Annotated in this window: 22 protein-coding genes; 15 read left to right on the top strand and 7 right to left on the bottom strand. The window is 41.0% G+C overall.

Annotated features, from left to right (window positions below; genetic code table 11):
- Positions 1–43 precede the first annotated feature (43 nt).
- The 7 genes from ACTF5Q_RS06405 to ACTF5Q_RS06375 all read left to right on the top strand — a co-directional run bounded on the left by ACTF5Q_RS06405 (position 44) and on the right by ACTF5Q_RS06375 (position 9,557).
- A complete protein-coding gene (locus tag ACTF5Q_RS06405) occupies positions 44–1,639 on the top strand; it encodes a GMC family oxidoreductase (RefSeq protein WP_438953810.1) in 1,596 nt (531 codons plus the stop codon).
- 120 nt (positions 1,640–1,759) lie between these two features.
- Positions 1,760–2,854, top strand: a complete 1,095-nt coding sequence (locus tag ACTF5Q_RS06400; protein WP_154036812.1) for a TRAP transporter substrate-binding protein — start codon at positions 1,760–1,762, stop codon at positions 2,852–2,854.
- Positions 2,855–2,979: 125 nt separating this feature from the next.
- Positions 2,980–5,442: a TRAP transporter large permease subunit gene (locus ACTF5Q_RS06395; RefSeq protein WP_438953809.1), complete on the top strand. Its 2,463-nt coding sequence runs from the start codon at positions 2,980–2,982 to the stop codon at positions 5,440–5,442.
- 9 nt (positions 5,443–5,451) lie between these two features.
- Positions 5,452–6,516 carry a DUF475 domain-containing protein gene (locus ACTF5Q_RS06390; RefSeq protein ID WP_438953808.1) on the top strand — a complete coding sequence of 355 codons (1,065 nt, stop codon included), beginning with the start codon at positions 5,452–5,454 and terminating at the stop codon, positions 6,514–6,516.
- Between the two features lie 2 nt (positions 6,517–6,518).
- Positions 6,519–7,826 carry a histidinol dehydrogenase gene (hisD, locus tag ACTF5Q_RS06385; protein ID WP_438953807.1) on the top strand — a complete coding sequence of 436 codons (1,308 nt, stop codon included), beginning with the start codon at positions 6,519–6,521 and terminating at the stop codon, positions 7,824–7,826.
- Positions 7,819–8,580, top strand: coding sequence for an SDR family NAD(P)-dependent oxidoreductase (locus ACTF5Q_RS06380; protein WP_438953806.1), 762 nt, complete (start codon positions 7,819–7,821; stop codon positions 8,578–8,580). The genes hisD and ACTF5Q_RS06380 overlap by 8 nt, the downstream gene beginning before the upstream one ends.
- The gene (locus ACTF5Q_RS06375) at positions 8,577–9,557 is read left to right on the top strand and encodes a zinc-dependent alcohol dehydrogenase (RefSeq protein WP_438953805.1); all 981 of its coding nucleotides are present in this window, start codon (positions 8,577–8,579) and stop codon (positions 9,555–9,557) included. Before ACTF5Q_RS06380 ends, ACTF5Q_RS06375 begins: the two co-directional genes overlap by 4 nt.
- A 2-nt stretch (positions 9,558–9,559) precedes the next feature.
- Here ACTF5Q_RS06375 and ACTF5Q_RS06370 read toward each other — a convergent pair whose 3' ends face one another.
- The 3 genes from ACTF5Q_RS06370 to ACTF5Q_RS06360 all read right to left on the bottom strand — a co-directional run bounded on the left by ACTF5Q_RS06370 (position 9,560) and on the right by ACTF5Q_RS06360 (position 12,719).
- The gene (locus tag ACTF5Q_RS06370; protein WP_438953804.1) at positions 9,560–10,936 is read right to left on the bottom strand and encodes a TRAP transporter large permease; all 1,377 of its coding nucleotides are present in this window, start codon (positions 10,934–10,936) and stop codon (positions 9,560–9,562) included.
- Between the two features lie 10 nt (positions 10,937–10,946).
- Positions 10,947–11,636, bottom strand: coding sequence for a TRAP transporter small permease (locus ACTF5Q_RS06365; protein WP_438953803.1), 690 nt, complete (start codon positions 11,634–11,636; stop codon positions 10,947–10,949).
- 81 nt (positions 11,637–11,717) lie between these two features.
- Entirely contained in the window at positions 11,718–12,719 is a 1,002-nt protein-coding gene (locus ACTF5Q_RS06360) for a DctP family TRAP transporter solute-binding subunit (protein ID WP_020043825.1), read from the bottom strand.
- A 234-nt stretch (positions 12,720–12,953) separates the two neighbouring features.
- Between ACTF5Q_RS06360 and ACTF5Q_RS06355 the strand changes: the two genes are divergently transcribed.
- Positions 12,954–13,733, top strand: coding sequence for a methyltransferase domain-containing protein (locus ACTF5Q_RS06355; RefSeq protein WP_438953802.1), 780 nt, complete (start codon positions 12,954–12,956; stop codon positions 13,731–13,733).
- A gap of 42 nt (positions 13,734–13,775) precedes the next feature.
- Here ACTF5Q_RS06355 and ACTF5Q_RS06350 read toward each other — a convergent pair whose 3' ends face one another.
- Positions 13,776–14,492, bottom strand: coding sequence for a cupin domain-containing protein (locus ACTF5Q_RS06350; RefSeq protein ID WP_438953801.1), 717 nt, complete (start codon positions 14,490–14,492; stop codon positions 13,776–13,778).
- 34 nt (positions 14,493–14,526) lie between these two features.
- Positions 14,527–16,557 carry an FAD-dependent oxidoreductase gene (locus tag ACTF5Q_RS06345; RefSeq protein ID WP_438953800.1) on the bottom strand — a complete coding sequence of 677 codons (2,031 nt, stop codon included), beginning with the start codon at positions 16,555–16,557 and terminating at the stop codon, positions 14,527–14,529.
- 103 nt (positions 16,558–16,660) lie between these two features.
- On the opposite strand from ACTF5Q_RS06345, the gene ACTF5Q_RS06340 reads away from it, so the two are divergent.
- The 7 genes from ACTF5Q_RS06340 to ACTF5Q_RS06310 all read left to right on the top strand — a co-directional run bounded on the left by ACTF5Q_RS06340 (position 16,661) and on the right by ACTF5Q_RS06310 (position 24,914).
- Positions 16,661–17,779, top strand: coding sequence for an aminotransferase (locus ACTF5Q_RS06340; RefSeq protein ID WP_438953799.1), 1,119 nt, complete (start codon positions 16,661–16,663; stop codon positions 17,777–17,779).
- Between the two features lie 64 nt (positions 17,780–17,843).
- On the top strand, positions 17,844–18,803 hold the full coding sequence (locus ACTF5Q_RS06335; protein WP_438953798.1) for an ornithine cyclodeaminase family protein: 960 nt from the start codon (positions 17,844–17,846) through the stop codon (positions 18,801–18,803).
- Between the two features lie 12 nt (positions 18,804–18,815).
- A complete protein-coding gene (locus tag ACTF5Q_RS06330) occupies positions 18,816–19,784 on the top strand; it encodes a pyridoxal-phosphate dependent enzyme (protein ID WP_438953797.1) in 969 nt (322 codons plus the stop codon).
- Between the two features lie 100 nt (positions 19,785–19,884).
- Complete coding sequence (locus ACTF5Q_RS06325) at positions 19,885–20,310, top strand: hypothetical protein (protein WP_153691818.1); 426 nt, start codon at positions 19,885–19,887, stop codon at positions 20,308–20,310.
- A 144-nt stretch (positions 20,311–20,454) separates the two neighbouring features.
- Positions 20,455–21,327 carry a phosphotransferase gene (locus ACTF5Q_RS06320; RefSeq protein ID WP_438953796.1) on the top strand — a complete coding sequence of 291 codons (873 nt, stop codon included), beginning with the start codon at positions 20,455–20,457 and terminating at the stop codon, positions 21,325–21,327.
- 9 nt (positions 21,328–21,336) lie between these two features.
- A complete protein-coding gene (locus ACTF5Q_RS06315; protein ID WP_438953795.1) occupies positions 21,337–23,769 on the top strand; it encodes a GcvT family protein in 2,433 nt (810 codons plus the stop codon).
- 161 nt (positions 23,770–23,930) lie between these two features.
- A complete protein-coding gene (locus ACTF5Q_RS06310; RefSeq protein ID WP_438953794.1) occupies positions 23,931–24,914 on the top strand; it encodes a DMT family transporter in 984 nt (327 codons plus the stop codon).
- Between the two features lie 18 nt (positions 24,915–24,932).
- Here the strand turns inward: ACTF5Q_RS06310 and ACTF5Q_RS06305 are convergent, their stop codons facing one another.
- Both ACTF5Q_RS06305 and ACTF5Q_RS06300 read right to left on the bottom strand, forming a co-directional pair.
- The gene (locus ACTF5Q_RS06305; RefSeq protein WP_438953793.1) at positions 24,933–25,331 is read right to left on the bottom strand and encodes a gamma-butyrobetaine hydroxylase-like domain-containing protein; all 399 of its coding nucleotides are present in this window, start codon (positions 25,329–25,331) and stop codon (positions 24,933–24,935) included.
- 143 nt (positions 25,332–25,474) lie between these two features.
- A partial coding sequence (locus ACTF5Q_RS06300) for a M20/M25/M40 family metallo-hydrolase (RefSeq protein WP_438953792.1) occupies positions 25,475–25,674 on the bottom strand: 200 nt, incomplete at its 5' end.

Below are 25,674 nucleotides of genomic sequence, written 5' to 3'. Positions count from 1 at the left end.
ATAATCGAGAAAAAAAGTCTCATTTTTTGATATTCGGGGGTTTATGGAGTTTGATTACGTGATTGTTGGCGCTGGCTCGGCTGGTTGCGCATTGGCTAATCGTCTTTCTGAGTGTGGTCGGTATACAGTCGGTTTGCTCGAGGCTGGGCCGTCTGACTGGAACCCTTGGATACATGTACCTGTTGGTTATTACAAAACAATGGGTAATCCAGCCTATGATTGGTGTTATGAAACAGAAAATGACTCCGGTATTGCAGGCAGGTCGATTCCGTGGCCTAGGGGTAGAGTTTTGGGTGGTTCAAGCTCGCTGAACGGCCTTCTATATGTACGTGGGCAACCTCAAGATTTTGATGTTTGGGCACAGCTTGGTTGTTCCGGTTGGTCTTGGGAAGATGTTCTGCCTTTCTTTAAAAAATCTGAGAAATGGTCAGGCACGGACGACACAGGATTGAGGGGAAGTGATGGTCCACTTTCGGTTCAGCCTGCTCGGTTGAAACGTGATATTGTAGACATATGGGTGGATGCCGCTGTAAATGCTGGGTATCGACGTAACCCTGATTACAATGGAAGTGACCAAGAAGGTGTTGGTCATTTTCAACTTACAATGAGAGGGGGACGAAGATGTTCGTCAGCTGCAGCATATCTTTATCCAATCAAAGGAAGACAAAATCTTTCTGTGGTGACTAATTCGCATGTGCAGAAAATAAATATTCAGGATGGTCGAGCTAAGTCGATCGACGTTTCAATTAAGAAAAATGTAAGTTCAATTTCGGCAAGGCGAGAAATTATTTTATCGGCAGGGTCTATAGGTTCTCCACAAATTTTGATGCTATCGGGTATTGGGCCAGGAGCTGAACTTCAAAGACTTGGAATAGAAGTTAAAAGTAATCTTAAAGGTGTGGGTGAGAATTTGCAGGATCATCTCCAGGCACGCCCAATTTTTAAAACTGATTTGAGCACAATAAATGTGGAGACCAGTAATTATTTCAAGCAGGCTTTAATTGGGTTGCAGTATATCCTTACTCAGAGAGGGCCGATGACAATGGCTGCCAGTTTAGGGACTGCTTTTCTCAAAACTGAAGCTCACCTAGAAACGCCGGATATCCAGTTCCATATTCAACCGTTCAGCGCTGATATGCCATCTAAACTAACACATAATTTTTCTGCCTTCACAGCTTCCGTATTACAACTCCGTCCTGAAAGTGCTGGCCATTTAAAGTTGAGATCGCCCAATTTTATGGACTCTCCAGAAATTCATCCAAATTATTTATCTACCGATACAGATTGCAAGACAATCGTAAAGGGCGTCAAAATTGCAAGAAAAATAGCTGACTGCCAACCTTTGAAATCGCATTTAACCGGCGAGTATTCACCAGGTCCAGAGGTTGCTATCAACGATGACGATGCAACGTTGGATTGGATACGCCGGACAGCGGTAACGATTTATCATCCAACAGGGACATGTAAGATGGGCACTGATGAAATGGCCGTCGTCACGCCAAATCTAAAAGTGAAGGGCATAGAGGGTCTGCGCGTTGCCGACGCATCTATTATGCCAAGAATAACGAGTGGGAATACTAATGCGCCAGCTATAATGATTGGTGAAAAAGCGAGTAATTTAATTTTGAAGGAGGCATGATAGCCAATTTTAAAATTTTAATAAGGGTGCTTTTGCATCTTTGAAGAGAGCCAAGTAACGTCCTCGACTTGGCGGCTTTCAAAATAAACATCGAGGGCATTGAACTATGGGAGGAAGAACATGTTCAGTTTAAAATCTGTGGCGGCTGGAGCAACAGCTTTAGCACTTTTAGCCACGTCAGCGACAGCCGAAACTGTCATTCGTATACAATCAGTGCTTGGTAATTCTAGCGATGAAGTATTTATGCTTCAAAGCTTTGCCGATGACGTTGAAGGATTGACTGGTGGGTCTGTTAAAATTGAAATTTTACCAGCCGGAGCAGTAGTTGGCCCGCGGGATATTATGGATGCAGTAGATGCAGGCCTTGTAGAGGGTGGGTTTGCTTGGACCCACTATTGGGGTGGAAAACATCCGGCTGCCAATTTATTTGGAGCACCTATTGCAGGCGCGGGAGTAGGGTTAGACGCCATGTCTTTTCTAGCTTGGTTTCAGTACGGCGGCGGCAGAGAGCTTTATGACCGACTTTGGGATGAGATGGGTGTAAACGTAAAAGGCTTCATGTTGCAGCCCGTTGGTCCAGAGGCGCTTGGTTGGTTCCCAAGCAAAATTGAAACTATGGATGATTTCCGCAAATTACGTTTCCGAGCTCCTCCAGGTATGGTTGGTGCAGCTTATAACGAGATCGGGGTTGCTGCTGTTGCTATGGGTGGTGGTGATATCTTGCCAGCACTTGAGAAAGGTGCGATTGATGCCGCAGAGTGGTGTTGTCCACAACCGGATTCCGTTTTTGGGTTTCAGAAGGTATTGAAGCATTATTACCTACAAGGTCTTCATCAGGTTGTGGTAAATGCTGACTTTTATCTAAATGGCGATGTTTATGATAGTCTATCGGCTACTGAGAAAAAAGCGTTAGAAGTTGCAGCGAATGCATCCTTGTCAAAATCTCAATCCTACCGCATCGGAACAAATGGTGCAGCTCTTAAAGACCTCACTGAAAATCATGGTGTAATTTTAGAGGATACACCAGCAGATTATTTCACTGAGTATATGGCGGCAGCCAAGAAACTCCTTGAGGAAGCAGCTGCGGAAAATGAATTCTTTGCAGAGGTTTGGCAGTCACAAAAAGATTTTGCAGACATAGTGGTGCCATTTTGGGCTGGAGCGCAAACTTCAAATGCGAGTTTGGGTAGAGCGCATGCTGAAACTTTAAAATAATCTTCTTATTTAGAACGGGGCTATTTGCGCCCCGTTCCTTTCTTTTTTTGGTAAGTACGGTAATATTTTCCTAAACAAGAATTTCTCCCTTTAAAAAGGGTAGTGGTGTAAAGGGAGTATGGGATATGGCTGATGAAGTTGACCCAGCAGATTTAGAAATCGCAGACGAGCTGATCGCGGAAAGGCGCAAAGAAAAACCAGGCGAAACCCCTGCTGATATGACCTCTTGGCAGCGCCCAATTACTGGATCAATTGATCTATTAAATAATTGGGCAGGAAAGTTTTTGTGCTTATTAATGATTCCATTAATTGGGGTTGTGGTTTTTGAGGTTATTGCAAGAAATTCTTTTGGAATTATGGCAAGCAATGGCTGGGATGATACCGCTCGAGCATTAGGATTAGGTCCAACTGTTTTCGCCTATGATATTAGCCGAATGATATCAGGTGTGCTATTCATGGGTGCTGCTGGGTATGGTCTGATGCGCGGCGTTCATATTCGTGCTGATTTTTTGTATAGAAATTGGTCCAATCAGACGCAAGCTACGGTAGATGCGCTACTTTATATGCTATTTTTTATACCTTCTATGATTTTTTTTACAATCATTGCAGCTCAATATTGGGAACTAGCATACAGAACAGGTGAAACTGCCTTTGATAGTCCATGGGAACCTCTTTTGTGGCCCGCTCGATTGGCAATGCCCGTAGGTGGTCTTCTTTTGTTACTACAGGGTCTTCCTGAACTCTTTCGAGCCTTCCATAAAATGGGTAAAGAGCGCGAACGTTATTTTGTGATGGCTCTACCAATTTATTTCATCACTCTTTTTTGGTTGGTAATGGCCGTTTTCATCCCAGATGTCACGCCGGGTGGCGAATGGTTTACTGACATTATGTCATCACGCCCTAGTCTATCAAAGCCGACTATAGGCCTAATAATGTTAGCTGCAATGATATTTGTCATTTTCATTGGCTTCCCTATTTCTTTCACTTTAATATTTCTGGCTTTTGTCTTTGGTATTTGGGGATCAAATTTTAAGCTTACAACACTTTTGATGACTCTAAACACCAACTCAACCATGCTTAACGATCAGTTGATGGCAGTGCCGTTATTTATCCTAATGGGTATTGTGATGGAAGCTGCTGGATTAATGGAAAGATTATTTTCGTCTATTCAGATGATAATGGCGCGTGTACGTGGATCACTTTATATTGCAGTCTTGATTGTTTCTACAATTTTTGCCGCTGCAACCGGGATCGTTGGTGCTTCGGTGACACTACTGGGAATAATGGCAGGTGCAACAATGACTAGAGCTGGTTATAATGTTCAGCTTGCTGCTGGGACAATAACTGCAGGAGGTACATTGGGTATTCTAATTCCTCCGTCAATTATGCTTATTGTAATGGGTCCAGTTCTGGAAGTCTCAACATTAGATTTGTTTCGCGGCGCATTTATACCTGGAGCATTACTTGCAACTTTATATTTATTATATACCTTGGGTCGCTGTTGGCTTAACCCAAGTTTGGGTCCAATTCTTCCCACCTCCGTTCAGCCCAAAACATCTGATTTCTATGGTGCCGAAGTCGCCTTAATATCTCTCGGAATACTTACAATTTGTCGTGTATTTGGGTTGAGTATAGGTGGTGCATTTGGGGGCTTTATTCCATTTGGAGGATTACTAGTTCTCACAGCTTCTATTTTATTAGCTCACAGAGCTTACAGAAGCACTAATGCTCTTAGAATTGTTCTGCCACTGGCTATTCTTTTCCATGTTTATATATTTTACATAAATTGGATCGGGGGAAGTGGAACCATCTCGTTTATATTGCTGGCGTTTATCTTGTTTCTAGCAGCACTAGCCTTACCAATTTACCGTAATGATGCATACGAGCGCTTTCAGTTTTCAGAGATATGGGATGAGTTTTTTGCCGGTCTCATGCCACCCACGATTCTGATCTCCTTTGCCTTAGGTTCAATTTTACTTGGTTTTGCAACTCCTGCGGAAGCTGCTGCAATGGGTGCATTTGGCGCAATTCTTCTATCGATTGGTTACAGAAAGTTCACCATTTCTGGCTTTTTTGACAATATGATTAAAGCACTAGAAATCACGGTATTAATTATGTTCTTAGTGGCAGCGTCAAACTTTTTCGGTGCCGAGTTTTCCTCTCTTGGAACGCCAAAGATGATGACAGAAATGCTGTTAGGCATGGATATGTCGCCTTACCTTATCTTGATATTAATAATGGCCCTTATTTTCTTATTAGGATGGCCATTAGAGTGGGTGCCTATAGTACTAATTGTGGTGCCTATACTACTTCCCACAGTTTTGTCATTAGATGTTCATGGGTTGAGCCAATATGACTTGATGGTTTGGTTTGGTATTCTAGTTGCGGTTAATCTACAAACCGCATGGCTATCGCCACCGGTTGCCCTGTCTGCATATTTTCTAAAAGGCGTCGTCCCAAATTGGGACCTGAAGGATATATATTTGGGAATGATGCAGTTCATGGTAATTCAGTTGATTGGACTGATACTCATTTTTATTTTCCCTCAAATTGTCCTTTGGCTGCCTAACCAGGTGTTTGGATCATAAGGTGCTTGGATGACTAGATCAGCTTTATCATACCAGAAATGGCCAATAATAGTTACCGTAATCGGATTAACTTTATCAGCTTGGTTGGGTTGGGTAACAACTGGCACTTTATCTGGGTTAATCGGGTTTCTCATTATTGGAGGAATATTAGCAGCCTTGGAAATAGCTTTGTCCTTCGATAATGCGATTGTTAATGCCAATAAATTAGTGGAGATGACACCTGTTTGGCAAAAAAGGTTTTTAACCTGGGGTATATTAATTGCCGTTTTTGGCATGCGTATTATTTTTCCGTTAGCTATAGTAGCAATCTTCGCATGGATTAATCCATTTGCCGCGATGCATTTAGCTCTGTCAGATCCAGATCAGTATTCGCATATCATCGAAGACGCCCATGGTCCGATATCGGCTTTTGGCGGAACCTTTTTAATGATGGTTGCTCTAAAATTTTTTGTTGATGAAGATAAATCGGTGGATTGGTTTGTTGGACTTGAGAGAAATTTGCGTAAGTTTGGTTCAGTAAGGGGTTTTGAAATCGTAATCGTACTTTGTATGATACTTGGAATTTGCCAATTTTTACCAGAACCAAAGCACGCTTCCTTTCTAATGTCTGCACTTTTTGGACTTTTAGTATTTATGCTGGTCGATGGTTTAGGGTCTTATCTTGATGGTATGGCTGGATCCACAAGCTCACTTGGTGCGAGGGGTGGATTGGGTGCTTTCCTATATCTAGAAGTTTTAGATGCTAGTTTTTCTTTTGATGGAGTTATTGGAGCTTTTGCACTTACAACCAACATTTTACTAATCGCAATAGGTTTAGGTATTGGTGCGATGTACGTTCGTTCAATGACCATAATGCTGGTAGAACGTGGCACTCTTGCTGAATTCCGTTACTTAGAGCATGGAGCTTTTTATTCCATATTTGCCCTTTCGGTTATCATGTTCTTACAATCACTTTTCCATGTACCTGAATTGATCACAGGTGGCATTGGTTTTTCTCTAATTGGCTATGCCTTCTACCGATCAATTCAACACAATAAAAATGAAGCTGCAGTTAAAGCAGCAGCAGGAATATAATTATGACTATAAAATATTTGAAAAAAGCGCCTCTTCATTCCCGTAGTGATGATACAAAGACTCAGCAAATTGTAAGAGATATTCTACACGATATTGAAAATGGTGGTGATGAAAAGGCATTAGAATACGCGTCTAAATTTGATAAATATGAAGGCGAAGTTATTCTTTCTAAAAGCGCCATTGAGGCAGCAGCTGAATTAGTTCCAGAGAAGATGAAGCAAGATATTGAATTTGCTCATTCCAATGTTGAGAGATTTGCTAGAGCTCAAAAATCAACTGTTGCAAATTTTGAAACTGAAGTTGTACCTGGACTAATAGCAGGGCAAAAAGCTATCCCAGTGAATGCAGCAGGGTGTTATATTCCTGGCGGTCGTTATAGCCATATTGCAAGTGCCATTATGACGGTCACAACAGCGAAAGTTGCAGGTTGTGAAAATATTATAGCGTGCTCTCCTCCTAGACCCGGTGTTGGGGTGGCTCCAGCGATAATTTACGCTGCGCATATTTGTGGTTCTGATAAAATACTCGCAATGGGCGGGGTCCAAGGAATAGCAGCAATGACATTTGGTCTGTTTGGTTTGCCAAAAGCAAATATTCTGGTCGGCCCAGGTAATCAGTTTGTTGCGGAGGCAAAGCGCATGTTGTTTGGACGCGTTGGTATTGATATGATTGCTGGTCCTACGGATAGTCTTATTCTAGCAGATGGGACGGCTGATCCCATGATAGTAGCTGTTGATTTGGTGGGACAAGCAGAGCATGGCTATAATTCACCTGTTTGGCTCGTAACGGATGATCAAGCATTGGCTGAAAAAGTTATGGAGCTTGTTCCTGGATTGATAGAAGATTTGCCAGATACGAACTGTGAAAACGCATTTGCAGCTTGGCGAGACTACGCCGAAGTAATTCTTTGTGATAACCGTGAGGAAATGGCGCAAACATCAGATGACTATGCACCTGAACATTTAACAGTGCAGGCTGCAGATCTAGACTGGTGGTTAGAAAATCTTAGCTGTTATGGATCTTTATTTTTAGGTGAAGAGACGACGGTTGCTTTTGGAGATAAAGCATCCGGTACCAATCATGTTCTGCCAACTTCGGGAGCGGCTAACTATACAGGTGGGCTAAGTGTTCACAAATATATGAAAATTGTTACGTGGCAACGCGCAACTCGAGAAGGTGCCCGCCCTATAGCAGAAGCTACGGCACGTATTTCAAGGCTCGAAGGTATGGAAGGTCATGCAAGGACAGCCGATGTTAGGCTGGCTAAGTTTTTTCCAAATGAAAAATTTGATCTAACAGCAAATGGTTAGTCTAAACTCGCTCTTTGACCTTAAAAACAAAGTTGCACTTGTTACAGGAGCAAGTTCAGGTCTTGGACGACGCGCTGCAATAGTCTTATCAGCCGCGGGGGCAAAAGTAATAGGTGTTGCCCGGAGAAGAGATGCACTTGAAGAACTAAGAAAAGAAATAGGGAATAGTTTCTCTTTCGTTGTGGGAGATGTTGCTCAACGCGATAAAATTAAAAACCTTTTATCTGAAGCCTCCAAGGAATTTGGTATGCCAGATATTTTAGTACATGCAGCTGGCTTAAACCCAAGGCAGAATGCTAATGAAGTAACTTCAGAGGGGTGGGACAAAACACTTGAAATTAATTTATCAGCACCATTTTTCTTATCGCAGGCTGCAATCTCTGTGATGAAAGAGAGGGGCTGGGGTCGAATAGTAAATTTTGCTTCGTTGCAATCTACCAGAGCATTTCCCGGCGGTTTGGCATATGGAGCGTCGAAGGGTGGTATTGTTCAGTTAACTAGGGCAATGGCAGAAGAATGGTCAGGAGACGGCATTTGCGTTAATGCTATTGGGCCTGGTTTCTTTCCTACAGAACTTACAAAATCAGTTTTTGATGACTCAGAGCGAGCTGAGCGAAATGCTATGCAAACTTGTATTGGAAGGAATGGAAGACTAGAGGACATTGATGGTCCCTTATTATTTTTGTGCTCTGAGGCTTCGGGATATGTTACTGGCCAAGTTCTTATGGTTGATGGAGGGTTTACCTCAAAATGAAGGCACTTGTTTATAATGGCCCTAAGCTACTTTCTTATTGTGATGTTAACGAACCAAGATCGGGTCAAGATAACGTTCTTATAAAGATCGAAGCAGTGGGGATTTGTGGCTCTGATATGCATGCGTATTTAGGTCATGATGAAAGACGTCCAGCTCCGCTTATACTGGGCCATGAAGCAGCTGGAATTATTTGTGGTGGTGCTCGCGATGGTGAACGGGTTACAATTAACCCTCTAGTTTCGTGCGGTAACTGTTCAGCTTGTACGACTGGAAGAGAAAACATCTGTCCTGACAGGCAAATTATTTCCATGCCTCCAAGAGAGGGTGCATTTGCACAATATGTTACTATGCCTGAAAGAAATTTGGTTAATGTACCAACTGAGTATTCTCTTGATAAAGCAGCCTTAGTCGAGCCCTTGGCTGTTGGTTGGCATACTGCCAAATTAGCTACCAATGCAATTGACGCTAAGATGGAAAAAAAAGCTCTAGTAATTGGAGGTGGTGCAATTGGTCTTGCGACTGCACTAGCGCTTAAGGCGATGGGTATTACTGAGCTGACTATATCTGAATTTAACCCTTTGCGCAGAAAATATTTGCTAGAACATATAGATGCCAAAATTGTGGAAAAAACAGAGAATTCATTTCCAATAGTTATCGACGCAGTGGGCTTCGCTTCAACTCGGGCCGTAGCATCACAGCTAGTGTCCCCTGGTGGGGTCATTGCACACGTGGGTTTAGGAGACAACACTAATGGTCTTGATGTTAGGCGTATGACCCTTCAGGAAATAACCTTTATCGGGACCTACACCTATACTGCACAAGATTTTAAAGATACTGCAGAAGCATTATTTGCTGGGCGTCTAGGTACATTAGATTGGATCGAGAAGCGCCCACTTTCGGAAGGTGAAAGTTCCTTTCAAGATCTCCTTAGGAATAAAGTTGCAGCGCCAAAAATAGTTCTTGAGCCGTGGCAATAATTTCACTTGGTGATAATTTCAGGCCCCATGAAGTACGTTGGCAAAAATGTAGAGATTATTGGAACGTAAGTTATCAAAATTAAGAATATAAATAAGACACCCAAAAATGGTAGAGCCGCTCTTACAACTGACATCATTGGCATTCTGGCTACACCAGATGTAACAAATAGGTTTAAGCCAACAGGTGGGGTAATCATACCAATCTCCATATTTACGACCATGATAATTCCAAGATGTATTGGGTCAATTCCAAGCTCGATTGCAATTGGAAATACTAATGGTGCCACAATTACGATTAATCCTGATGGTTCCATGAACTGACCACCAATCAGTAAAATTATATTTACGATCACTAAAAACATAATAGCGCCGAACCCCGCAGAAAGCATTGCACTAGCAATCTGTTGCGGTATTTGTTCGTCAGTTAAAACATGCTTAAGGATAAGAGCGTTGGCGATTATAAACATCAATGTAACTGTCAGTTTTCCAGCTTCGAATAAAGTATCTCTAGTGTCTTTATGGAAAAAAGCCGTTATTAATGCTGATGGGTTTTGTATTAAGTTTTGTCGCGGTTTGCCTTCCCTCGCTGCAAGTGGTCCCATATCGCGGTAAACGAAAACTGCAATGAAAAATGCATAAACGGATGCAACTGCAGCGGCCTCTGTAGGGGTAAAAATTCCACCATATATACCGCCTAGAATGATAACTATGAGAAAAAGCCCCCAAACTGCTTCTCTTGCAGAAGCAAAAATCTCATTCCAACCCAACCAATCACCTTTGGGTAAGTTACGCATTTTGGCTATTATATATATCGTCACCATTAACATGATACCAGCCAACAAACCGGGTATCACCCCTGCAAGGAACATTCTGCCTACTGACACATCTGTAGCGGACGCGTATACTACCATTACAATAGATGGTGGTATTAATATTCCTAGTGTGCCTGCGTTTGCAATTACGCCTGCTGCAAACTCTTTCGAATACCCAACCTGCCTCATTCCCGCAATAACGATTGTACCGATAGCCACAACGGTAGCTGGCGACGATCCGGACAAAGCAGCAAATAGCATGCAAGCAAAAACGCCCGCTATTGCAAGCCCCCCAGGGAAATGTCCTACAACCGCAATTGAGAAGCGAATAATTCTTTTGGCGACACCCCCAGTGGACATGAATGATGATGCAAGAATAAAAAATGGAATGGCCAATAGTGTGTAATGTCCAGCCATCGCCTGGAAAAAGGATTGGGCGATGGAGGCGAGTGAAGTATCACTTAATGTTAAAAGAAAAAAAATGGAGGACAAGCCAAGAGATATTGCAATAGGAACGCCTATTATTAGCATTGCAATTACTAATAGGAATAAAATAGCGACTTCCATTAATTTGCCTCTAAACTTCCGGTTCGCTTATTTTTTCAACTCTATCTTCTGCCTCATGACTTACTATTAGTGAATCTTGTTTGCCTTCAATTATTTTAAACATTACTTGTATACACCTTAAGAGCAATAATGCACTTCCGACAGGCAACATTACGTATGGAATAAATCGCGGTATTTTTTCATACGAATCGCCAGAATTTATAAGCGGTTCTATCCATCGCAACCAGTCTGGCATATGAATATCAATAACCTCATACCACGAACGGTACGAAGTTCTTTTCATCTCTTCAAACCCTGTTGGAAACCATCGCCCGGTAGTCTGCGGTAAGTTTGCAAAATTTGCCCAGTAATCCCAAGAACCTTTAAATAATAATAGGGCGTACAAAATACATAAAATTGCTGCTGTTAAGGCCAAAATACGCTTACTTGGGGCTGAACAAATGTTTAACAGAGCATCTACACCAAGGTGTAATTTTTTCTTCACCGCGTAACTAATTCCAAGTAATACTAACCAAGCAAAAAGGAAGGTGACCATTTCCAGACCCCAGATCAAACCTGAATTAAACCCGTAGCGTAATACGACATTTATAAATGTAATTGTCACCATTAGTGCCAAAATGATGGCAATAATAGTTTCCTCAATTTCGTCAATAAAGCGCGAAACTCTCGACTTTCCGTTATGATGTTCTGTATCCTGCATTTTAAAATATATTATTGATGGCTAATTATAAGATTTTATGACCGGCCATTTTACGAATGGCCGGCATTTATTTGCATCGATTTAATGATTAGCGTTTATTGCTTGCGCAGCAGCAATATTTTCTTCTCCAACATCATCTTTAAATTGATCCCATACTGGCATCATGGCAGCGACCCATGCATCTCTCTGTGCCGAAGTTAATTGGCGAACTACACCACCTGAACTAATGATCTCTTGCTTTGCTGATTCATTAACAGCAGTAGACTCCGAGTTACGAGCTTCAGTAACTTCATCAACTATTTTAGAAAGCTGATCACGCATTCCCGCATCCAAGCTATCCCACCAATCTGTTGATGTAACTAGCATGTAGTCAATGATACCGTGATTTGTTTCAGTGACCCCATCCTGAACTTCGAAGAATTTTTTGCCATATATGTTTGACCAAGTATTCTCTTGGCCATCTACAACGCCAGTTTGTAATGCGCCGTACACTTCAGAAAACGCCATTGGCTGAGGTGAGCCTCCAAGTGCAGCCATTTGTGCTTTTAGAACTTCAGAGTTTTGAACGCGAAATTTCAGACCATTCGCATCTGTTGGCATTTCAAGTGGTTTGTTAGCTGACATTTGCTTCATTCCATTATGCCAAAATGCAAGCCCTAGTAATCCGCGACGTGTCATACTTTCTTTCATTGCCTGGCCAGTTTCAGAATTTTGAAATTCATCAACTGCATTGATGTTTTTGAACATAAATGGAAGGTCAAAAATACGAAAAACTTTCGTGAACTGCTCAAACTTTGAGAGCGATGGTGCAGCCATTTGTACGTCACCTTGTAGCATTGCTTCCAGAACCTGATTATCATTATATAGTGTTGAGTTTGGGTAAACTTCCATACAAGCTTTACCGTTCATTTCGTCATTTACACGCTGTTGAAGTAGTGACGCGGCAATACCCTTTGGGTGCTTGTCGGTATTGGTGACGTGGGATAATTTAATAACCATTTCACCGTCGTCGCATGCGGCCATTAGCACATTGCCTGATATTGCGATGCCTAAAGCCGCGGTAGCGGCAAGTATTATTTTCATGTGTTTTTCTCCGGTTTTTTCTCAAAAAAAAACAGATAACACGATCGCTGACTTTGTAAATATAGATTTCGTCAGTTATTTGCAAAAATGCGCGGCAAATTTGCGCGATAACGTTTGATTAGATCTAGCAAATCGTATTGATTAAGTAACAAGTGCTGGTGCTTTTAGTTGTTTCACTACAGTATATACATTAAGGTAGCTAAAATTTTTTTCTTAAAATAAGAGGAATAGTTATTGTCTGACGAAGTACTATATGATCAACAAGTTATAGAATTTTTAGAAGATATCTGGGGCGATGGCTTTCTGTCGCCAGGTGGAGCTGGCGAGGTGCGTCGCGTATTAGAAGGTGTTAATGTCGACGGCAAATTGGTAATTGATATTGGCTGTGGTTCTGGTGCTTGCGCAATACTATTAGCTAAAGAATATCACGCTAAACGAGTGGTGGGTATAGATGTAGAACAGCCTGTTTGCGATGCTGCGACAAATCGAGTTAAAGCAGAAGGGGTTTCTGATAAAGTACAGATTCAATTAGTTGAGCCTGGTCCTTTACCTTTTACCAATAATGAAGTTGATGTTGTTTTTTCTAAAGATGCCATAATTCATATTCCTGATAAAGAAACCATGGCGCTTGATGCGTTCCGAATTCTCAAGCCCGGTGGACAATTTGCAGCGTCTGATTGGTTGATTAGTCATGACAATGATCCTTCGCCTCAAATGGCGGATTATATTAAAGCAGAGGGACTTGACTTTGCAATGGCATCACCGACCAGGTATGCAAACGCAATGAAAAGAGCAGGTTTTATAGATATTGAGTTGGTAAATAGAAATTCTTGGTATGCCACCGAAGCTGACAAGGAACTGCAATGGTTGAAAGGACCAAAACGCTCCGAACTACAAGAGCGTCACGGAAAAGATTTCATTGATCATCAGGTGGAGATTTGGTCAAAGCTGGTTACTGTTTTAAAGAGTGGTGAACATTGTCCACATCATATCCGTGCTCGCAAACCATTCTGAATGGAAAATTTAATAAATTTTTAAGTAGGCTTACTAGAAAGGTTAAGGGGCTTGATAGCAAACATTTATCATTTTTGTCTTAACATCTGCTTTCATACTGATTTCAGAATCTTTTTTTATGTAAAATGTCTCACCGGTTTCAAATGTTGCCGCACCGTCTGAAGAACCAATTTCTATGGCGCCCTCTAGAATAGTCACTAATTTGTTTTCGGTTGCTTTTATACTTGGCTGTATCAATGAACAAAGCTGCTCTACTTCAACCCACATTGTTCCAGCTGCATTCAAAAACTGAATATCCTTATTTGAAATATCAGAATTGATATTTTGTTTATCAAAATTTATTACTGTTATCCTTTCAAGTGATGGATTTTGCGCTTTTAGAATATTTTCGTCCACAATCATAAATATTTTTTTTACGTACCCAGGTTGCCTCCATTGGCATACAAACCCTTTAGGAATGATGAATGCATCTCCAGCTTTTATGTGAACTGTTTTCTCATTGGGAACATCTAAAAACAATTCGCCTTCTAAAAAGAGCATGAATTCATCGACAGGATACGGTCCCATTTGATCCACGAATTCCGTGCAGTCCCACACGCCTGTCATGTAACCAATGTTTGGATTTTCATGATATATGTGACCCCGTTGTATAGGATTGCCAGATATTAGGTTATTGGGATCTATTGTTTCCCATTCTTTTAATCCGTTATTTGAGGAGCCCTCTGCTTCAAACTTAAAAAAACTTGCCTTGTCAGTCATCTAATATCACCCCTGAGATATTCTTTATACCAAATTAACCCATTGACAGATTAATCAATTCTCGTCGAAAAGGTACTTCGTTAATTGTTGGGTTACCAAACTCGCGGGCATAAAGGTGCCCACTGTAGATTGCAGCCGCTATAGTTGACGGACCCATAGCATCACCAATACGATCAAGTTTAGGATTTGATTTCCAAAGATCATCGACCGGTATTCGCATTGTAACTAAAATAGTTGCAGAGCATTCAATCTCTTTTTTTCTTCCTGTGTATATACATTCTAGCTCTGCACTAGAAGATCTCACAGATTTAAGGTTATGTGACATCTCCAAAGATACTCCAATTTCTAGTAGCTTCTTTTGTATAGCGTGCTGCTCCAAAGTTTTAGTCGTATAAGATGAAATCTCTGATGCTGGCGTGACTAAGGTCACTTCACAGCCAGATTTCCTAAGAAGCTCGGCGATGGCTCCTCCCATATAAAAGTGGTCATCATCAAAAACTACAACCGGACCGTCGGGACGATATCCCTTAAAAATGTCATCTGGTGTATAGGTTTTGGTATCCTTATTTATTTTTATTCCCAAAGGATTTTCGCGTCCAATTCCATCATTGACCCATTTGGAACCAGTTGCGACAACAATATGATGATCCTCAAATTCAGTAAGTGTATCTGAGCTCATTTCGCTCTCCAGATATACGTCTACATTTGCCATTTGCCGAATTTGATATTCGCGATAAGCTATTACTCGACCCCATTCGCCAAAACCCGGCAAACGACTTTCTTTTACCACCCGACCTCCGAGCTCTGTTGATCTTTCGGCAACAACAACATTATAACCCCGCTGGCCAAGCGCTCTTGCCGCTTCAAGACCAGTTGGCCCAGCGCCAATTATTAAAACGCGCTCATTACTAGTCTTTGGGTTAATTCGTTCTGGGTGCCATCCTCTTCGCCACTCTTCTCCCATAGTTGGATTTTGAGTACACCTAATGGGCACATAACTTTCATCACCTGAAACGCATATATTGCAGCCAATGCATTCTCGAATATCTTCCACACGACCTTCTTCAATTTTTTTCGGTAAAAAAGGATCAGCAATTGAAGGGCGTGCTGCCCCGATCATATCAAGTTGACCTGACTTAACCAACGAAACCATTGCATCTGGAGAAGTATAACGGCCAACCCCTACTACTGGCTTGGAAGTAATTTTTTTTACAAAAGACACATAGTCATCTTGATATCCAGATTGCTTAAAACGGGAGGTAGCGCTGTCATGTTCCCACGAACTAATATTTACATCCCATAGGTCAGGTTCTTCGGCCAGCATTTCGATCAAGTCATACCCTTCGCCAGTACTAGTAAAACCCATTGAACCTTTCAGTTCATCAACCGCAAACCGAATTGCAATACCGCAGGTATGACCAACTGCATCTTTAGTATCAGCTAATATTTCTTTTAAAAGACGAGCTCTGTTCTCTAGTGAACCACCATAATGATCTGATCTTCGATTTCGATAACGTGATAAAAAGTGAGATATAGTAGAAAGTTGATGTCCTGCATAAACGTACACTATATCGAAACCTGCGTTTACAGCGCGAATAGCGGCATCTCTATGCCATTTTCTTAAATTTTTTATATCTTGTAGATCCATCTCTCTTGCTTGTAGCGGCTCGTGACCTGCAACTGGTATGTGTGATGGTGAAAGAGGAACAGATCTACTATACCTGTTTGGTGACATTTGACCTGCATGGTTAAGTTCGGCACCAGCGAGGCTTCCAAATTCGTGAATTCCATCACACATTTTGGCAAGAACTGGTATATCAGTATCGTCCCATAATCGCCCTCCAGCCCACGGTGAATGATCACCAGATGGGTGTATTTCAATTTCTTCCGTGCAAACTACGGCCCATCCTCCCTCTGCTTTAGTGCGTCGCATTTCCGCCATTGAAGATGGAAAGCTTCGGCCCATTCCGTTGCAGTGTGGAACCTGAAAAAAACGGTTTTTTGCTGTAACAGGACCAATTTTTACAGGTTCAAAAAGAATATCATAACGAGAGTGACGTGCCATGGGTTTACCAGTTAGAAGTTCGAGACTATTCTGCTCCAAGATAATTATATGATCCGAAATTTTTTCATATAATTCAACCGCTAAGGCACGTGAGGTTACCACAATGAAAATTGATACATTTGGTGTGGAAATGTGGATGAATGAATGGGAAACCAAATGTGAATTCAATCTAGCTGAAACGTGCGTAGAAAGTTTGACAATTGATCAGTTGTTCCAAATTACGGGCAAGAATAAAAAAGATTTATCTGAAATACTGAGCCTTAAAATGACTTATGGTGAGATTAAAGGTTCTGATCGGCTCAGAAAAGCAATAGCTGCTTTGTATGAGAAGCAAACTCTTGAAAATGTGCTTGTTACCCATGGTACGATAGGTGCTAATATGTTGGTTCATAAAACACTGGTCGATAATGGTGATCATGTGGTTTCAATAGTACCAACATACCAACAACATTTTTCAATTCCAAAAAGTATCGGTGCCGATGTGCACTTTTTGCAGTTGCGGGAAGAGAATAATTGGTTGCCTGATCTGGATGAGCTCAAACGGCTAGTTATTCCCGAAACAAAACTAATTGCTTTAACAAATCCTAACAACCCAACAGGTTCATTAATTGACAAAGAAATGCTAAATGAAATTGCCGACATAGCAAATACTGCAGATTCTTGGATCCTGTGTGATGAAGTTTATCGTGGCACTGATCAGCATGGAAGCGGCATGACTGCCTCAATCGCTGATATATATGAAAAAGGAATAAGCACGGCAGGAATGTCTAAGGCTTACAGTTTGGCCGGACTACGGCTCGGTTGGGTAACGGCTCCCAATAGCGTTATTGAGGATGTGATGATCCATCGTGATTATGATACAATCAGTGTTGGCATGATTGATGATTATCTTGCTACGATTGCATTAGAGAGTGTTGATCGATTATTAAAACGTTCCCATGAAATTACCCGTGGGAACTTGAGCTATCTGTCTTCTTGGGTAGATGGTGAAAAAAAACTTTCGTGGGTCAAGCCAAATTCTGGCACAACTGCTTTAATAAAAATTGAGTTACCAATTAAATCTCATGATTTTTGTGTAAAGTTACTTCAGAATACTGGGGTAATGTTTACACCAGGAGCAGCTATGGGAATGGAAGGTTTCATCCGAGTTGGTTATGCAAATAATCCAGAGGTATTAAAAACTGGTTTGAGCCGAGTGTCAGAGTATCTAAAAAATATCTAAAATGCTTAACTAGTTAAATCAGGTTTTTGTTAGGATATACACCAAGAGAAGGACTTAAAATTTTATGTATGATTTAAATAAGTCTGAGATTATGGAGCTTTTTCACTTCGACACTGCGGCAAGAGTTATAAGCGAAGCATATGTCGCATCGTCTAGCGGACATGTTCAAACCGGTGATGTCGTCCACTTAAGTTTTCCAGAATTTAATGGTGACTGCCATATAAAGTCCGGTCATATTCGTCATACGGATACATATGTTGTAAAAATTGCATCTGGCTTTTACGATAATCCGTCAAATGGACTTCCATCTTCAAACGGCATGATGTTAGCTTTCTCTGCCATGACAGGAGAACCATCTGCAATTTTAAGGGATGAAGGTTGGCTCACAGATATGCGAACTGGTATAGGCGGTGCGATAGCCACCAAGGCTTTGGCGTCTAGAAATGCAGAAAGAGTTTTAATAATTGGGTCTGGTATACAGGCGCGATTTCAAGCTACTTGCCTGGCGTCTTTGATGCTTGAAAAGTCATTTAATTTTTTTATTTGGGGCAGAAATGAAAATGCTGCTGCCACCCTTGTGGAGGAGCTTCGAGGCCAAAATTTAAATGTAGATCTTGCTTTAGATTTAAAGCAGCAAGTTTCCTTATCAGATATTATAATTACCACAACTCCCGCGACATCTGCTTTGTTTGGGGACAATTTAGTCCGGCCTGGGACGCATGTTACAGCTATTGGAGCTGATACTCAAGGTAAACAAGAGCTACCAACAAGCCTACTCGAAAGCGCCTCGCTGTTAGTTTGTGATATGGTCTCACAGTCGCTCAACCATGGTGAGTTTCAGACTATTAATGATACTAATCTCTCTAAAAATGTACTAGAATTGGGAAACATTCTGTCTAATAGTTGTGCAGGTCGCACCTCTGATAATGATATTACTATTGCAGATCTCACTGGCATAGCTGCTCAAGATATTGCAATCACAACAGGAATTATTGATGCTGCGGCTTTAGGAAAAAAGAATTAAGGGATATTATTTATGAGTGCATCTTCGGCAGTGCTTCAACAAGCTGCTCTATCAGTATCAGCATATAGTCGAATTAAGCCTTGGCTGAGCCCAACACCATGCATTCCATCACGACAGGTGTTTGAAGAAAAAACTGAACTTTATTACAAGGCGGACAATTTCCAAAAAACTGGTTCCTTCAAATTTAGGGGAGCCCTATCAAAATTGACTTCACTTTCAACCGACGTCCCAGCAATTACTGCCTCATCTGGAAACCATGGTTTGGGTCTTTCAACTGCTGCAAAATTAACAGGTCATAATTTGACTGTCGTTTTACCTGAAACAGTAGCGCGGGAGAAGTTGGAGAAAATTAAGGCCCTTGGTGTTAAAATCATTTTGCATTCAAATGACTCCGGCGTTGCTGAACAGCATGCGCAAAAACTAGCCAAAGAACAGGGAAAAATATACGTCTCACCTTACAATGATCCACAGATTATTGCTGGTCAAGGAACATTAGCAATTGAGTTACTAGATCAACTTCCTCGGCTAGATGTGGTTTATGTATCTATTGGAGGAGGTGGTTTGATTTCGGGTATTGGGTGTGTGCTAAAAGCTTTTTCACCAAAAACAAGGGTCGTTGGTGTTAGTGCTAAGAATTCAGCTGAGTTGGCTGCCAGTATCAGGGCTGGTAAGATGGTAAAAGTAGACCATTATGAGACATTAGCGGATGGATGTGCTGGCGGTGTTGATAATGATACCATAACACTTGGTTTGGGCTCAGAAGTTATCGATGATTTGATTGATTGTTCTGAAGGCCAAATAGAGGTGGGCCTACAGCAGATTGCTTGGAATGAAAAAATGCTAGTCGAGGGGTCTGCTGGTTTGGCTTATGCTGCTTGGCAAGAAGATGCTTCAAACAATAAAAACAAGATAAGCGCAGTAGTTTTATGTGGGGCAAATTTTGATAAAGAAACATTATCTCCAATTTTTAATCGCGACTAAGCAGATATAAAAATACTACAACTCAAAACTTAATTTATATTTTTCTCCACCTGCACGAATTGGTGTGATAGTTTACTTCCAGCCAACAAGGGAGAAAAAAATGGTAGAAAATTTTGGTGGTTCTTTAAATTTAATTATATGGATTATTGCGACGCTCGGCGCCGGGTATTATTCATATCGATGCCTCTTTGGAACCAGAGGAATGATAGATCAGTATGGTGCCGGCGACGGAGCGGCTTTCCCATTAGTGTTAATTGGAACCTTCACCGGTGCTGGTTTCATAATGGGGATTGTAATTTTAATTTCTGGCCCTCAATACGCATGGGCGTTTTTAACATATAGTTTCGTTCAATCAGTTTTAGGAATTATATTTGGTTTCAGAATCCTCAGCAGTGAATGGGCACAGGTCGAGGGAGTAAAAATGACCAATGAATTTTGGATTGCTCCTTTGGTATTCACAGTTCTTTATGGTTTCCTTTTATTCAACATGCAGGAAATTTTGTACGTGACGGAAGTGGCCAGCTAAGCTTAAATTTGAGGCCATCTTATTTCATAATAGACCATTAAGGTGGCCTCTGGCGTCCTAAAAATTAAAATACTGGAAGTTCCACTTCTTTAATAAAAAATTAATTTTATATTATTGTCTGGCACGTAGGGTTTGTCGTTAATTATGAGTGATCTAACAGAACTTATTACGGGCCTACCATGTTTCAAAGCCCCATCAAATATTACCCCGTTGGGCGGTGGAATTACCAATACTAATGTGACTGTTGAAGACGAAGATTGTAAATATGTTGTTCGCATTGGGAGTGATATTGCAGAGCATGGTGTAATGCGTTGGAATGAACTAGCACTCAGTCAAGCAGCGTATAAGTTGGGTATTTCCCCTAAAGTCATTTATCATAAGACAGGTGTTTTAGTTCTTGAGTTTATTGATGCATACACTCTTGACGAAGCAGCCGTTCGTGAGCCAAAAAATTTAATACGAATTATAAACCTTGTGGCGAAGACACACCGAGGAATTGGAAAATGTTTGCATTCTCCAATTCTTACTTTTTGGCCATTTCAAATTAATCAAACTTATATGTCCCGATTAGAAAAAGATGGTTCACCCCATGTTTCAAAACTTGTGGATATGAAACGTCAACTTGAGGTACTAGAAATAGCTACGGGGCCAGTAGAATTAGTCGTTGGGCATAATGATCTTTTGGCTGCAAATATATTGGATGACGGAGATCAACTTTGGTTGATTGACTGGGAATATGGTGGCTTTAATACCCCACTTTTTGATTTAGCAGGTCTTGCAGGGAATAATGGTTTATCTGTTCTTCAGGAACAGCAAATGTTAGAGCAATATTTTAAGCAAGATTGGCAGAACTATTGGCGCCCTTATAATGCTATGAAATGCGCCTCTCTAATGCGAGAAACCTTATGGTCTATGGTTTCTGAAATATATTCTGAAATCGACTTTGATTATGCGGCGTACACCGTAGAGAACTTAAATCGATTTAATGTGGCAATGTCAGATTTTAAAAATACTTAGGGGTGTTAAATGAGTCTACCGACTTCATCAAAAGTCATAATTGTAGGAGGTGGTATTGTCGGTTGCTCCACTGCTTATCATCTCGCTAAAATAGGGCATGAAGTTTTATTGTTGGAAAAAGCATCACTTAATTCAGGTTCTACATGGCATGCGGCGGGTTTGGTTGGGCAACTACGTTCAAATGCTAATATCACACAGCTGTTAGGGCACTCAATAAATCTTTATGATCAATTGGAGGCTGAAACAGGTCTTGCAACTGGCTGGAAAATGAATGGTGGCTTGAGATTAGCATGTAATAACGAGCGTTGGACTGAGGTCAAACGTCAAGCCACTACAGCGCGTTCATTTGGACTAGAAATGCAATTGTTAACACCTAAGGAAGCACAAGACTTGTGGCCACTTATGGACATTAGTGATGTTGTGGGCGCCGCTTTTTTGCCAACTGACGGACAGGCCTCACCGTCTGATATAACTCAAGCTTTAGCCCGAGGAGCGCGGACATCTGGAGCCAAAATAATAGAAAACTGTGTAGTAACCGAGATCATAACAGAAAATGGAAATTTGGTTGGAGTTAAAACAAAACTTGGTAGCATTTCCTGCGAGAAACTTGTCCTCTGCTGCGGTCAGTGGACCCGTGATTTTGCGGCAACTGTAGGGGTAAACGTTCCACTCGTTTCAGTTGAACATCAATATATGATAACTGAAGAATTTGGTGTTCCATCGGACTTACCAACCCTTAGGGACCCTGACAGACTTACATATTATAAAGAGGAGGTTGGGGGGTTAGTTTGGGGAGGTTATGAACCAAATGGGATACCTTGGGCCATTGAAGGTATTCCAGAACCTTTTGATTTCCAATTACTAGAGTCGCGATATGATCATTTTGAGCAATTGATGGAGCTTGCTTTGCCTCGTGTTCCTAAACTTTCAGAAGTTGGTGTGAAGCAATTATTGAACGGACCAGAGAGCTTTACGCCTGATGGCAATTTTATATTAGGAGAAGCCCCGGAATTAAAAAATATTTACATAGGCGCAGGCTTTAATGCTTATGGGATTGCAGCTGGTGGTGGCGCAGGAATGGCTTTGGCTGAGTGGGTTGCAAATGGAGCACCACCATTTGATCTCTGGCCAGTTGATATCCGCCGGTTTGGGCGCCCACATCATGATACAAATTGGGTAAGGTCGCGTACTCTAGAGGCTTATGGAAAACATTATACGATGGCTTGGCCATCTGAGGAACACACAAGTGGGCGGCCATGTCGTCGATCGCCATTATATGATACTTTGAAATCATCTGGTGCAGTGTTTGGTGAAAAACTTGGGTGGGAAAGAGCGAATTGGTTTGCCGATACTGGTGAAGAACCGCGTGATATATATACGTTCGGACTGCCTAACTGGCATAGTGCGGTAGCACGTGAACACAAAGCAGCAAGAGAAGCAGCTGTTTTGTTTGATCAGACCTCATTTGCAAAATATATATTAACTGGCCCAGATGCAGAACAGGCACTTCAATGGATTGCTTCCAATCGTGTTGATAAGCCAGTTGGGTCTATAATTTACACTCAAATGCTCAATGATAATGGTGGAATTGAATGCGATTTAACCTGTGTTCGTACAAAGTTTAACGAGTACTATATAACTACGGGTACTGGGTATGCTACTCACGATTTTAATTGGATTAACGGAAATATCCCATCTCAGCTAAATGCTCAATTAATTGATGTAACATCATCTAATGCGGTTTTATCGCTTTTTGGGCCTAACGCACGGGATATTTTACAGGTATTAACTGTAAACGATGTCTCAGATAACGGTCATCCGTTTGGATCGGCAAGGCAAATTAGTATAGCGGGATGCCTAGTTCTAGCTATGCGTATTACATATGTTGGAGAACTTGGTTGGGAACTGCATTTTCCCGTTGAATATGCACAAACCGTTTACAATAAATTAATTGAAGCTGGATCGCCATTGGGCTTACGAAATGCTGGATATCGAGCAATTGAAACTCTTAGACTTGAAAAAGGTTATCGTGCCTGGTCGTCAGATGTTGGTCCCGATCATACTCCAGATGAAGCAGGTTTAGGTTGGGCAGTTAAAATGAAATCTAATATTTCGTTTAAAGGACGTGATGCAATAGCAAAACAGAGAGCTGAGGGCATTAAAAAGATAATGGCTACATTCACGACTGATAGTAATGTTATTCTATCAGGTCGAGAAACAATTTATCGTAATGGCGAGCGTTGTGGTTGGCTAAGTTCTGCCGGTTTCGGTCACACAATAGGAAAATTTATTGGAATGGGATATGTCCGTAGTGACCGCTATATCGATAACGATTTCGTATTATCTGGTGATTATGAACTTGAGGTGGCGATGAAAAGAGTAAGAGCAAATGTTTGTTTAAAACCGCTTTATGATCCTAAATTGGAAAAGGTAAAAACATAAGTTCATTAAGTTTAAAATACTTAACTAATTGATTTTAAGCAAGCTTCAGATCCATTTACGACAATTTGAATGGCGTTATTGAACGCGCCAATACATCTATCCTTGGTACTCTGAATACTTAGGCTAATTTAGTTTGAGATATTTTTTTAATTGGATTTAAAATGAACGATCGGCTCACCAAACTGTCTATCCTACTTTTAATGTTAGGAATGGCGCTGATTCCTTTAAATGACTCACTAATCAAGCTTTTGAGTTCGCGATATCCACTTGCTCAAATAGTAGTTATCCGTGCTTTATTCTGTATCTTGGTAATTTCAATAGTAGGAAAGGGTGCTAAAAAAGTTTTACTACTTCCACGGCGTACTGTAATCTTGTTTGCTATTAGAGGTATGTGTTTGGTAATCGCCATGTACTTTTTCTTTGTTGCATTAGCAAGTTTACCCTTATCCACTGTAGTTTCTATATTTTTTCTATCACCGCTTTTGATTACTTTTTTATCCTCAATAGTACTTAAAGAGAAGATTGGTATTCATAGGATCACGTCCGTTATTGTTGCGTTGATTGGTGTTATGTTTGTAATGAAGCCAGGAACGAATGAATTTCATCCGGAAATGTTGCTCGCTTTAGGATCTGCAATAAGCTATGCAATTTTTCAAATTTTTACACGTAGTCTTAAATCAGATGGAAATTTGCCGGCTTTAATAACAATACAACATCTGTGTTATTTCTTTTCTGCATTACCTCTTCTCGCATTTAATTGGAGTGGTGGCTTAAGCTCTACTGGGAATATGTCTTTTGATTTCTTATTGCGTGCCACGGTCTCGCCTACATTTATTGACGTTATATACATTGCAATCTGTGCTGGCGCTGTCTTGTTCTTATCCTTAGCATCATCTTTTGCTTACAGAAATGTTGAAGCCTCATTGATTGCTCCTTTTGAGTATGTTGCGATCCCTGTCAGCGTTGTATGGGGGATCTTAATTTGGGGCGATTATCCTTCTTCTACAGCATGGATAGGTATGTCGCTAATAATTTCCAGTGGAATTTATGTAATCTATAGAGAAAGGATTAATCAGGTTGAGACAACCTCAAGCGTCCCGATGCCAGGTTCTGCAGGTATGGTCCAGAACAAAAAAGACGATTAAATATTTATTATTTTTCTTTTAAACAATGACTATCAACCATCTTTTGGACCAGAGGAGCAAAATGCCAAAATGATGGGGTAACCATGTCTGGAATTTTACCAGCATCATCATACAGTCGAACTTTAAGTTTTTTATCTCGTCATAATTATTTTCCATGAGCCAGTCAAAATCGTAACGTATTACTTTATTCTCTGGTTTAAATGTTATTAACAAACTCTCAGCTTCTACTCGAGCATCAGAAACCCAGGTGTCAGATGGAATTTCTTTTAAAGCTATAAGTCTTTGGCCATTTATTTGATCGCGAGTTTCATCGTCTTGTGCATTATCGCGAAGCCAAATTGCATGAAATCGCATTATTTCGTTACCTAAGCATAATTGGACAACTGTGCCTCCAGTTTCAACAGTAACACGAGACATTGGTTTACCTCACAAAGACTATAGCCCTACGATAGAAAGTATTTCCTAAACTTTGATATATATTTGCGACTGATCAAGTCGTTTCTCACGATGAATTGAATGTTTAATGCTAATTGATGGATTTCTTATTTTCAGAACCCAAATCAATTTAAAATAGCTTTTGCCAGAACGGTTAACCCATCTATGAGATCTTGCTCATTTGTGTCCTCTGAAAAATCGTGACTGATACCCTCTATGGATGGTACAAACAGCATTGCTGCTGGCATTAGTTTCGCTACATTAGCTGCATCATGTAAGGCTCCAGATTGGATATTTCTCCACCGGTTTGGGCAAGCATTTTTAG

The organism is Candidatus Salinivivens marinus, from assembly GCF_965655845.1.
GTDB classification, from domain to species: domain Bacteria; phylum Pseudomonadota; class Alphaproteobacteria; order Rhodobacterales; family Rhodobacteraceae; genus Salinivivens; species Salinivivens marinus.
This window is presented reverse-complemented; position numbering and strand designations above follow the sequence as displayed.

Bases quoted from the DNA above. Each gene is read 5' to 3' on its own strand.
- ACTF5Q_RS06340 (WP_438953799.1), top strand. From the start codon at position 16,661: ATGAAAATTGATACATTTGGTGTGGAAATGTGGATGAATGAATGGGAA.
- ACTF5Q_RS06350 (WP_438953801.1), bottom strand. From the start codon at position 14,492: ATGACTGACAAGGCAAGTTTTTTTAAGTTTGAAGCAGAGGGCTCCTCA.
- ACTF5Q_RS06345 (WP_438953800.1), bottom strand. From the start codon at position 16,557: ATGGCACGTCACTCTCGTTATGATATTCTTTTTGAACCTGTAAAAATT.
- ACTF5Q_RS06380 (WP_438953806.1), top strand. From the start codon at position 7,819: ATGGTTAGTCTAAACTCGCTCTTTGACCTTAAAAACAAAGTTGCACTT.
- ACTF5Q_RS06310 (WP_438953794.1), top strand. From the start codon at position 23,931: ATGAACGATCGGCTCACCAAACTGTCTATCCTACTTTTAATGTTAGGA.
- ACTF5Q_RS06360 (WP_020043825.1), bottom strand. From the start codon at position 12,719: ATGAAAATAATACTTGCCGCTACCGCGGCTTTAGGCATCGCAATATCA.
- ACTF5Q_RS06405 (WP_438953810.1), top strand. From the start codon at position 44: ATGGAGTTTGATTACGTGATTGTTGGCGCTGGCTCGGCTGGTTGCGCA.
- ACTF5Q_RS06390 (WP_438953808.1), top strand. From the start codon at position 5,452: ATGACTAGATCAGCTTTATCATACCAGAAATGGCCAATAATAGTTACC.
- ACTF5Q_RS06370 (WP_438953804.1), bottom strand. From the start codon at position 10,936: ATGGAAGTCGCTATTTTATTCCTATTAGTAATTGCAATGCTAATAATA.
- ACTF5Q_RS06375 (WP_438953805.1), top strand. From the start codon at position 8,577: ATGAAGGCACTTGTTTATAATGGCCCTAAGCTACTTTCTTATTGTGAT.
- ACTF5Q_RS06305 (WP_438953793.1), bottom strand. From the start codon at position 25,331: ATGTCTCGTGTTACTGTTGAAACTGGAGGCACAGTTGTCCAATTATGC.
- hisD (WP_438953807.1), top strand. From the start codon at position 6,519: ATGACTATAAAATATTTGAAAAAAGCGCCTCTTCATTCCCGTAGTGAT.
- ACTF5Q_RS06395 (WP_438953809.1), top strand. From the start codon at position 2,980: ATGGCTGATGAAGTTGACCCAGCAGATTTAGAAATCGCAGACGAGCTG.
- ACTF5Q_RS06365 (WP_438953803.1), bottom strand. From the start codon at position 11,636: ATGCAGGATACAGAACATCATAACGGAAAGTCGAGAGTTTCGCGCTTT.
- ACTF5Q_RS06325 (WP_153691818.1), top strand. From the start codon at position 19,885: ATGGTAGAAAATTTTGGTGGTTCTTTAAATTTAATTATATGGATTATT.
- ACTF5Q_RS06335 (WP_438953798.1), top strand. From the start codon at position 17,844: ATGTATGATTTAAATAAGTCTGAGATTATGGAGCTTTTTCACTTCGAC.
- ACTF5Q_RS06330 (WP_438953797.1), top strand. From the start codon at position 18,816: ATGAGTGCATCTTCGGCAGTGCTTCAACAAGCTGCTCTATCAGTATCA.
- ACTF5Q_RS06400 (WP_154036812.1), top strand. From the start codon at position 1,760: ATGTTCAGTTTAAAATCTGTGGCGGCTGGAGCAACAGCTTTAGCACTT.
- ACTF5Q_RS06320 (WP_438953796.1), top strand. From the start codon at position 20,455: ATGAGTGATCTAACAGAACTTATTACGGGCCTACCATGTTTCAAAGCC.
- ACTF5Q_RS06315 (WP_438953795.1), top strand. From the start codon at position 21,337: ATGAGTCTACCGACTTCATCAAAAGTCATAATTGTAGGAGGTGGTATT.